At 73.5% G+C, this 6,640-nt stretch carries 8 protein-coding genes and 1 pseudogene; 6 read left to right on the forward strand and 3 right to left on the reverse strand.

From position 1 onward, the window contains the following. Positions 1-91 precede the first annotated feature (91 nt). Positions 92-511, forward strand: a complete 420-nt coding sequence (locus tag EF918_RS30625; RefSeq protein WP_125652186.1) for a hypothetical protein — start codon at positions 92-94, stop codon at positions 509-511. 36 nt (positions 512-547) lie between these two features. On the opposite strand, the gene EF918_RS30630 is transcribed toward EF918_RS30625, so the two are convergent. Beyond that, the gene (locus EF918_RS30630) at positions 548-1,195 is read right to left on the reverse strand and encodes a DUF4360 domain-containing protein (RefSeq protein ID WP_125652187.1); all 648 of its coding nucleotides are present in this window, start codon (positions 1,193-1,195) and stop codon (positions 548-550) included. A 226-nt stretch (positions 1,196-1,421) separates the two neighbouring features. On the opposite strand from EF918_RS30630, the gene EF918_RS30635 reads away from it, so the two are divergent. The 4 genes and pseudogenes from EF918_RS30635 to EF918_RS30650 all read left to right on the forward strand — a co-directional run. Beyond that, a complete protein-coding gene (locus EF918_RS30635) occupies positions 1,422-2,231 on the forward strand; it encodes a dienelactone hydrolase family protein (RefSeq protein ID WP_260610815.1) in 810 nt (269 codons plus the stop codon). 169 nt (positions 2,232-2,400) lie between these two features. Next, entirely contained in the window at positions 2,401-2,703 is a 303-nt protein-coding gene (locus EF918_RS30640; RefSeq protein WP_125652189.1) for a hypothetical protein, read from the forward strand. Continuing rightward, the gene (locus tag EF918_RS37375; protein ID WP_185921994.1) at positions 2,694-2,942 is read left to right on the forward strand and encodes a hypothetical protein; all 249 of its coding nucleotides are present in this window, start codon (positions 2,694-2,696) and stop codon (positions 2,940-2,942) included. The genes EF918_RS30640 and EF918_RS37375 overlap by 10 nt, the downstream gene beginning before the upstream one ends. Then, positions 2,897-3,094: pseudogene (locus EF918_RS30650) on the forward strand (helix-turn-helix domain-containing protein); the annotation flags it as partial. The gene EF918_RS37375 and the pseudogene EF918_RS30650, both read left to right, overlap by 46 nt. 10 nt (positions 3,095-3,104) lie before the next feature. On the opposite strand, the gene EF918_RS30655 reads toward EF918_RS30650, so the two are convergent. Then, positions 3,105-3,782: a TetR/AcrR family transcriptional regulator gene (locus tag EF918_RS30655; RefSeq protein WP_125652190.1), complete on the reverse strand. Its 678-nt coding sequence runs from the start codon at positions 3,780-3,782 to the stop codon at positions 3,105-3,107. Positions 3,783-3,938: 156 nt separating this feature from the next. Between EF918_RS30655 and EF918_RS30660 the strand changes: the two genes are divergently transcribed. Next, positions 3,939-5,492 carry an FAD-dependent monooxygenase gene (locus tag EF918_RS30660; RefSeq protein ID WP_260610816.1) on the forward strand — a complete coding sequence of 518 codons (1,554 nt, stop codon included), beginning with the start codon at positions 3,939-3,941 and terminating at the stop codon, positions 5,490-5,492. A 101-nt stretch (positions 5,493-5,593) separates the two neighbouring features. Here EF918_RS30660 and EF918_RS30665 read toward each other — a convergent pair whose 3' ends face one another. Continuing rightward, positions 5,594-6,247: a DUF4360 domain-containing protein gene (locus EF918_RS30665; protein WP_125652191.1), complete on the reverse strand. Its 654-nt coding sequence runs from the start codon at positions 6,245-6,247 to the stop codon at positions 5,594-5,596. Positions 6,248-6,640 lie beyond the last annotated feature (393 nt).

Raw genomic sequence — 6,640 nt, forward strand, 5'->3', positions numbered from 1 at the left:
CTCCTCTGTCCCGCCGGACCCCCCGAGCACGTCCGCTGCCCCTGGTCCCTCCCGGTCCACGCCCCTGACCGAACGGCCGGGGTACACCCGGGTGAGCGACGCGCGCGGGTTCAGCATGCTGGTGCCGGACGGGGCCCAGCGCTCGACCGACGGCGAACGGATCTTCTACATCACGCGGGACAACATTCGCGTGGGCATCAAGATCGGGGCGATCCCGCCCGGTGGGGCGATCGCTTCGATGCGCGCCGCGGACCGGGAGGGCCCGGTGACCAACCCGGGGTACCGCGACAACAGCGTGAAGGAGACCACCCACCACGGATGGCCCGCCGCGCGCTGGGAATTCACCTGGAAGGGCTTCGACAGCGCCGAGGGCCCCCGCCACACGATCGACCTGTGCTGGGAGAACGGGCTGCTCTACGACGTGTGGGTCTCGGCCCCGACCGGCCGCTCGGCCGAGGCCCGGGCCCACTTCGAGGCGGCGGTGGGCTCCTTCTTCCCCTACGACCACTGACCGACGGCCGGCCGGGAGGAAGGGAGGGAGGAGGGGTCAGGTGCGCGTCGCGCACTTCTTCCAGGTGAAGTGGTACTTGCTGTTGATGCTGCCGTCCGTCGAGTCCAGGGCCATGTAGCTGGTCCGGGTCGCGTCGGACGTGCCGACCTCGGCGCGCAGTTCGGTGTTGATGTTGAAGTTCCGCTTCTCCCCGCAGGGTGCGAAGACCAGGGCGTGGATGTCCGCCGTGTCGGTGACCTGCCAGTTGTCGTCGAGCGCGCCCTGGAAGCGGTGGCTGCGGGCGGCCGTCTGGCTCATGCCCTGGAAGTAGTAGCTGGCCTTCTGGGTGCCGACCGCGCCCGGCTGGAGGCTGCCGAACCCGCGGTAGTCGACCTGGGCGACGGCGTAGGTGTAGCCCTGCGGGACGTTGACGACCAGGGAGAGCTGGCAGTTCTTGCGGCCCTCGGTCGCGGTGCTGTCCCCGCCGGCCCGGGCGAGGTACTCGCTGTAGGTGACGGTGAAGGCCGTGTTGTCGGGGGCGACCGCGACGGCCGCGCTGCCGGGGCGGCAGCCCGAGCCGTTGACCGTGGCCACGTCCACCGTGATCTTCCCGGCGGGGGCGAGGTCGTCGGCCCCCGCGGGCGGAGCGGCGGCGGTGACGAGCAGCACGGCGGCTGCCCCACCGAGCATCACGGGCTTGAGCATGGGGGATCCCTTCTCGTACGTGCGCATGGAGGTGGCCGGGGGCAGCCGAGGCGGCCCGCGCCGGGATCCAGCGTCGGCGCGGCACCGGCGGGCCGCACCCGCACCTGGGCCGTCTGGCGCAGCGTCAACACCCCGGGAACCGGCTGTCGGTGGTGCGGTGGATACTGCCGGGTAGGCATCGACGTCGCGCGTCCCTTGAGAGGTCACCTTGAGCGGATCAGCCCCCGTGTCCCCGTTGGCCGGATGGCGCCGGGAGTCCTTCTCCTGGCAGGGCATCACCCATGACTGCTACGAGCGGGGCGAGGGGCCGGGCGTCGTCCTGGTGCCGGAGCTGCCGGGCATCAGCCCGGAGGTGATGGGGCTGGCCCGGCATCTGGTGGACAGCGGGTTCACCGTGGTGGTCCCCTCGCTGTTCGGCACCCCCGGCGCACCGGCCTTCGGCGCGCGGGCGGCCCTGACGACAGCCCGGGCCTGTGTCTCCCGGGAGTTCCTCGCCTTCGCCACCGACGGGCGGCGGCCCGTGGCCGACTATCTGCGGGCGCTGGCCCGTGATCTGGCCGCACGCACCCCGGGCGCGGGCGTCGGAGTGATCGGCCTGTGCTTCTCGGGCGGTTTCGCCCTGGCCACCGCCGTGGAGGAGTCGGTGCTGGCCGCCGTGATGAGCCAGCCCTCGCTGCCGCTGCCGGTCACCAAGGCCTGCCGCGCCGACGCCGGGCTGTCCGAGGGCGAGCTGGGTGAGGTGGTCCGGCGCACCCGGGAGGACGACCTGTGCGTGCTGGGCCTGCGGTTCACGGGTGACGGTCTCGTCCCGGCCGAGCGGTTCGAGACGCTGCGCCGGCGGCTCGGCAGCGCCTTCGCGTACATCGAGCTCGACTCCCGCCCCGGGAACGCGGACGGCTTCGGCCCGCGCGCCCACTCGGTGATCACCCACGAGGTCCGCGAGACCCCCGGGCACCCCGCCCTGAAGGCCCGCGAGCGGACGGTGGCCTTCCTGCGCGACCGGCTGGTGCCGTCGCCGGAACCGGCGGCCGACTGAGGGCGGCTGCTCACGACCCGGCCGGCCTGCATCCGCTGCCAGCCACGTCCCGGGGCACGGGGGTCTGCGGGAAGCGGACGCCGGTCGCGTCCCGCAGGGCGTTGGTGAAGTCGGGCGGCACGGCAGGGTCCCGGCCGAGCTGGTCCGGGCCTGTGCGCACCCCGGACGGGTGCCGTGCCACCTGCTGACGGCCAGCGGCCGCACGGTGGCCCGTACGCCGTCGGCGGCCGCGATTCCCGTGCCGCGGGCGGCGGCCGCGGTCGACGGCACGGCCCGGGGCGGGCTGACGCTGCGGGTCGCCGCCGAGAGCTCGCCGTACGACGCCTGGCACCTGCACCTGCACCTGCCGGACGCGGACGCGGCGCCGCCGCGGGTGCTGCACGAGATCGCCGAGGTGTTCGCCCGTACCGCGACGGCCGGGCCCGGCGGGCCGCGGCCGCCCGGGCGGCCGGCGTGCGGCTGGTGTCGGTGATCGAGTCGGCGGGGGCGGCCACGGGAACGGGGGCGGCGGGGCCGGCGGACACGGCCGCTGCGGAGGAGGCGCTGACGGCCGCCCGGCTGAGGGCGGACGGCGCGTGGACGTACGCCGTCCTGGCGGCGACGTCCGGGGACGTGACGGCGGAGGCGCTGGCGCACCCCCGGGTGCTGGGCTCGCGGGTGTCCCGGACGCGGCACCGGCCCGCACGGCGGAGGCCCTCCACCTGCACGTGAACACCGTCCACTCCCGCATCGAGCGGGTGGAGTCCCTCACGGGCCGCGACCTGTCCCGGCTGGACCACAAGCTGGACCTGTACGCGGCGTTGCTGTGCGCCGGCCGCGAGCCGGCGCACGGGCCGCTCGGCGGAACGGGCGGCCGGGTGTGATCCGGGCGGGTCAGCGGATGCCGTAGCGGGCGCCGACGCCGTCGAGGATGAGGTGGAGACCCTCCTCGAAGTGGGCGTCGTAGTCCTCGAAGATGTGGGTCCCGGCCGAGGCGGCGAGGGGGAACTCGGCGAGGCGTTCGCTGCGCTCGGCCATGTCGTAGCCCTCGCGTCGCTCACCGGCCATGGGCTGGACGCCTTGTTCCTCGGTGACGAACCCGAGGGTGTAGACGAAGGTCGTCACGAGGGTGCGCACGGCCTGCGGGAGCTCGAAGCCGGCCGCCAACAGGGCGGCGAGCTGGGCCTCCTGCTGTTCGGCGTGCTCGGTGCCGGTGAAGCGGGAGCCGCTGAACACGCGGGCGCCGTCGCGGTAGGCGAGCAGGGCGTGCCGCAGCGCGCGGTTGGTGGCCAGGATCCGGTCCCGCCAGCCCGGCTCCGACACCCCCGGCCCGCCGGACGGCGCCTCGGCCGTCATGCGCCGGTACATCTCGGTGGCCATCTCGTCGATGAGCTCTTGCTTGTTCTTGAAGTGCCAGTAGAGCGCGGGGGCCTTCACATTGAGCTCGGTCGCGATGGCACGCAGGGTCAGCTTGTCCAGCCCCGTCTCGTTCAGGAGGCGCAGGGCGGCCTCGGCGACGGTCTCACGGCTCAGCGGCGGGACACGGGGCGGGGTGCGGTCGGACGCGGACATCGCGTGCTTCTCCTCCTTCGTCGGGAACGACCCTTGCGGGGGTTGACAGCTTAACAGCGTTAAGGGCACTCTCGTGAGGCGACCTTCCTTAACGGCGTTAAGGAGCGTCCGGGGTGCCGCACGGTGCGGCCCCGCAGGATCAACGGGAGGCATGCGATGGACATGGGCGCGAACGAGAGCGCACACCAGGACGAGCACGAGAGCACGTTCAAGAGCGCGTACGAGAGCGCGTACGCGAGCGAGCACGGGGGCACGCACGAGGTCCTGATCGTGGGCGCCGGGCCGACCGGCCTGACACTGGCCTGCGACCTGGCGCGCCGCGGCCTGCGGCCGCTGCTCGTGGAGCGCGCGCCGGCCCTCTTCCCCGGCTCCCGCGGCAAGGGCATCCAGCCGCGCACACTGGAGGTCTTCCACGACCTCGGGGTGGCCGACGAGGCGCTGCGCCGGGGTGGACCGACGCCGGTCGGGATGACCTGGAAGGACGGGGCCCGTATGGGCGAGCACCGGATGTTCGACGAGGCCCCGGCCACCGAGCAGGCTCCGTACACGGGGCCGTGGATGCTGCCGCAGTGGCGCACGCAGGAGATACTGCTGGCCCGGCTGCACGAGCTGGGCGGGAGGGTGCTGTTCGACCAGGAGCTGACCGCCTTCACCCAGGACGCCGAGGGTGTCGACGCCGTCCTGACCCCGGCCGGAGGGGGCGAGGCCCGCACCGTGCGCGTGCGGTACGTGGTCGGGGCCGACGGCGGCCGCTCCGCGGTGCGCCGCATGCTGGGCATCAGGATGACCGGGGAACGCGTCGATCCGACGCCGGTGGTCGTCGCCGATGTCAGGATCAGCTCGCTCGACCGGGACAACTGGCACATCTTCCCGGCGGCCGAGGACGGCAGCCGGGGCTTCGCCGCCCTGTGCCCGCTGCCCCACACGGACGAGTTCCAGTTCGTGGGCCAGTACCCGCAGGTCCGCCCCGACCTCACCGCGGAGGACGTCCGCGCCCTGGTCGCCGAGCTGACCCACGTCCGCGCGGAGGAGGTCATCGAGGTCCGCTGGGCCTCCGACTTCACGGTCAACGCGGCGCTGGCCGACCGCTTCCGCGACGGCCGGATCTTCCTCGCCGGCGACGCCGCCCACATCCACTCGCCGGCCGGCGGCCAGGGCCTCAACACCAGCATCCAGGACGCCTACAACCTGGGCTGGAAGCTGGCCGCGGTGCTGCGGGACGGCGCGCCGGAGGCGCTGCTCGACACCTACGAGGAGGAGCGGCTGCCCAACGCGGCCGCGATGCTGGGCCTGTCCACCCGCATCCACCGCGGTGAGGCGCGACGCGGAGCAGCCACGCGCCAACTCGGCCTGAACGTGCGGGACTCCTCGCTCTCCCAGGAGCACCGCCCGGACCTGCCCGAGGAGGCCCTGACCGCGGGCGACCGCGCCCCGGACGGCCGACGCGACGGAGTGCGCCTCTTCGACGTCTTCCGGGGACCGCACTTCACCCTGCTCGCCGTGGACACCCCGCTGCCGGAGCAGCTGCCGCCGCTCCCCCATCTGCGCACGGCCGGGATCGGCGCGTACGAGGCCTACGGCCGTGGTCTGTTCCTGATCCGGCCCGACGGGTACGTCGCCTGGGCCGGCGCGTCCGCCGCGGACGCGGCGACGCTGACGGAGTGGGCGCAGCAGGTCGCCGCCGTCCCGGACCGCCTCATACGGGCGTGACGCGGCGGGGCCGACCACGGGCGGATCGTGCGCGGCGGCCGGAGCACCGGACGGCCGGGCCGTCGCACGACCCGGCCGTCCAGGGCTCGGCCGGACGGGGCTCAGCGGTCCGGGCACTCCTTCCACGCCAGGTGGTAGATGGTGCTGATGTCACCGTCGGTGGAGTCCATGGTCATGTAACTGACCGAACCGGGGGCCGAGGTGCCCTTGTTGATGCGGAGCTCGGTGTTGATGTTGAAGTTCCGCTGCACCCCGCAGGGCGCCCAGACCAGCTGCGCCCAGTCGGTGTCGTCCGTCGCCTGCCAGTTGTCGTCGTACGGGCCGCCGAAGGTGTGGGTCCGGTAGGCGGTCTGCGGCGAGCCCTGGAAGTAGTACGAGGCCTTCTGCGTGCTGGTGGCGCCACGGGCGAGGGAGGCATAGCCGCGGTAGTCGGCGCTGGCGACGGCGTAGGTGAAGCCGTGGGGCACGTGCACGACCAGGTTGAGCTGGCAGTTCTTGCGGGCGGCGGTGGGCGGCGCGCCGCCGCCCAGCTGGGCGAGGTACTCGCTGTAGGTCACGGTGAAGGCGGTGTTGTCCTGCGAGACGGCGATGGCCGCGGTGTCCTTGGGGCAGCCGGACCCGTTGACCGTGGCGATCTCGATGACGATCTTGTCGGGCGGTGGTTTGACGATGGACGAGGGGGTGGGGTGGTGTGCGGGAAGGGCGGCGGTGAGCAGAGCGGCGATGGCGCCGCCCACCCACAGTCCTCCGACCATGTTTCTCCAATCCACTGCTGCGGTAGCGGGCGGCACGCGGGCAGGACGGCGTACCGCGGGGTCAGGGGGGTGCGGTCCCGGCGGACGTCCGCCGGACCGTCTCGGACCTGGGCGTAGGACGGATGCACGAGAGGAGCGCGAGCAGCGCGGGGAATGCCATGCCCATGACAAGACATGGCGCGCGTCGATGCGTGGCGCACGCGAGGGGGGAACCGGGCCCGTGGAGGCCGGGTAACGGAATCGTAGGAATCCCCGGCACGGCTGACTAAGGCGATGTCCGGCCAATCGCTCGGCGCGGGTCGGCGCGGTGTCCTCACGCCCGGGCGGCGGGGCCGGGGCGTGAGGACACCGCGCCGACCCGCGCCGAGCGATTGGCCGGACATCGCCTTAGTC

Origin of the sequence: Streptomyces sp. WAC06614 (assembly GCF_003949795.1) — a bacterium.
Lineage (GTDB): Bacteria > Actinomycetota > Actinomycetes > Streptomycetales > Streptomycetaceae > Streptomyces.

What these genes read in the sequence shown, in the direction of transcription:
- EF918_RS30665 (WP_125652191.1), bottom strand. Translation starts at nt 6,247, where the DNA reads ATGGTCGGAGGACTGTGGGTGGGCGGCGCCATCGCCGCTCTGCTCACC.
- EF918_RS30630 (WP_125652187.1), bottom strand. Translation starts at nt 1,195, where the DNA reads ATGCTCAAGCCCGTGATGCTCGGTGGGGCAGCCGCCGTGCTGCTCGTC.
- EF918_RS30655 (WP_125652190.1), bottom strand. Translation starts at nt 3,782, where the DNA reads ATGTCCGCGTCCGACCGCACCCCGCCCCGTGTCCCGCCGCTGAGCCGT.
- EF918_RS30660 (WP_260610816.1), top strand. Translation starts at nt 3,939, where the DNA reads ATGGACATGGGCGCGAACGAGAGCGCACACCAGGACGAGCACGAGAGC.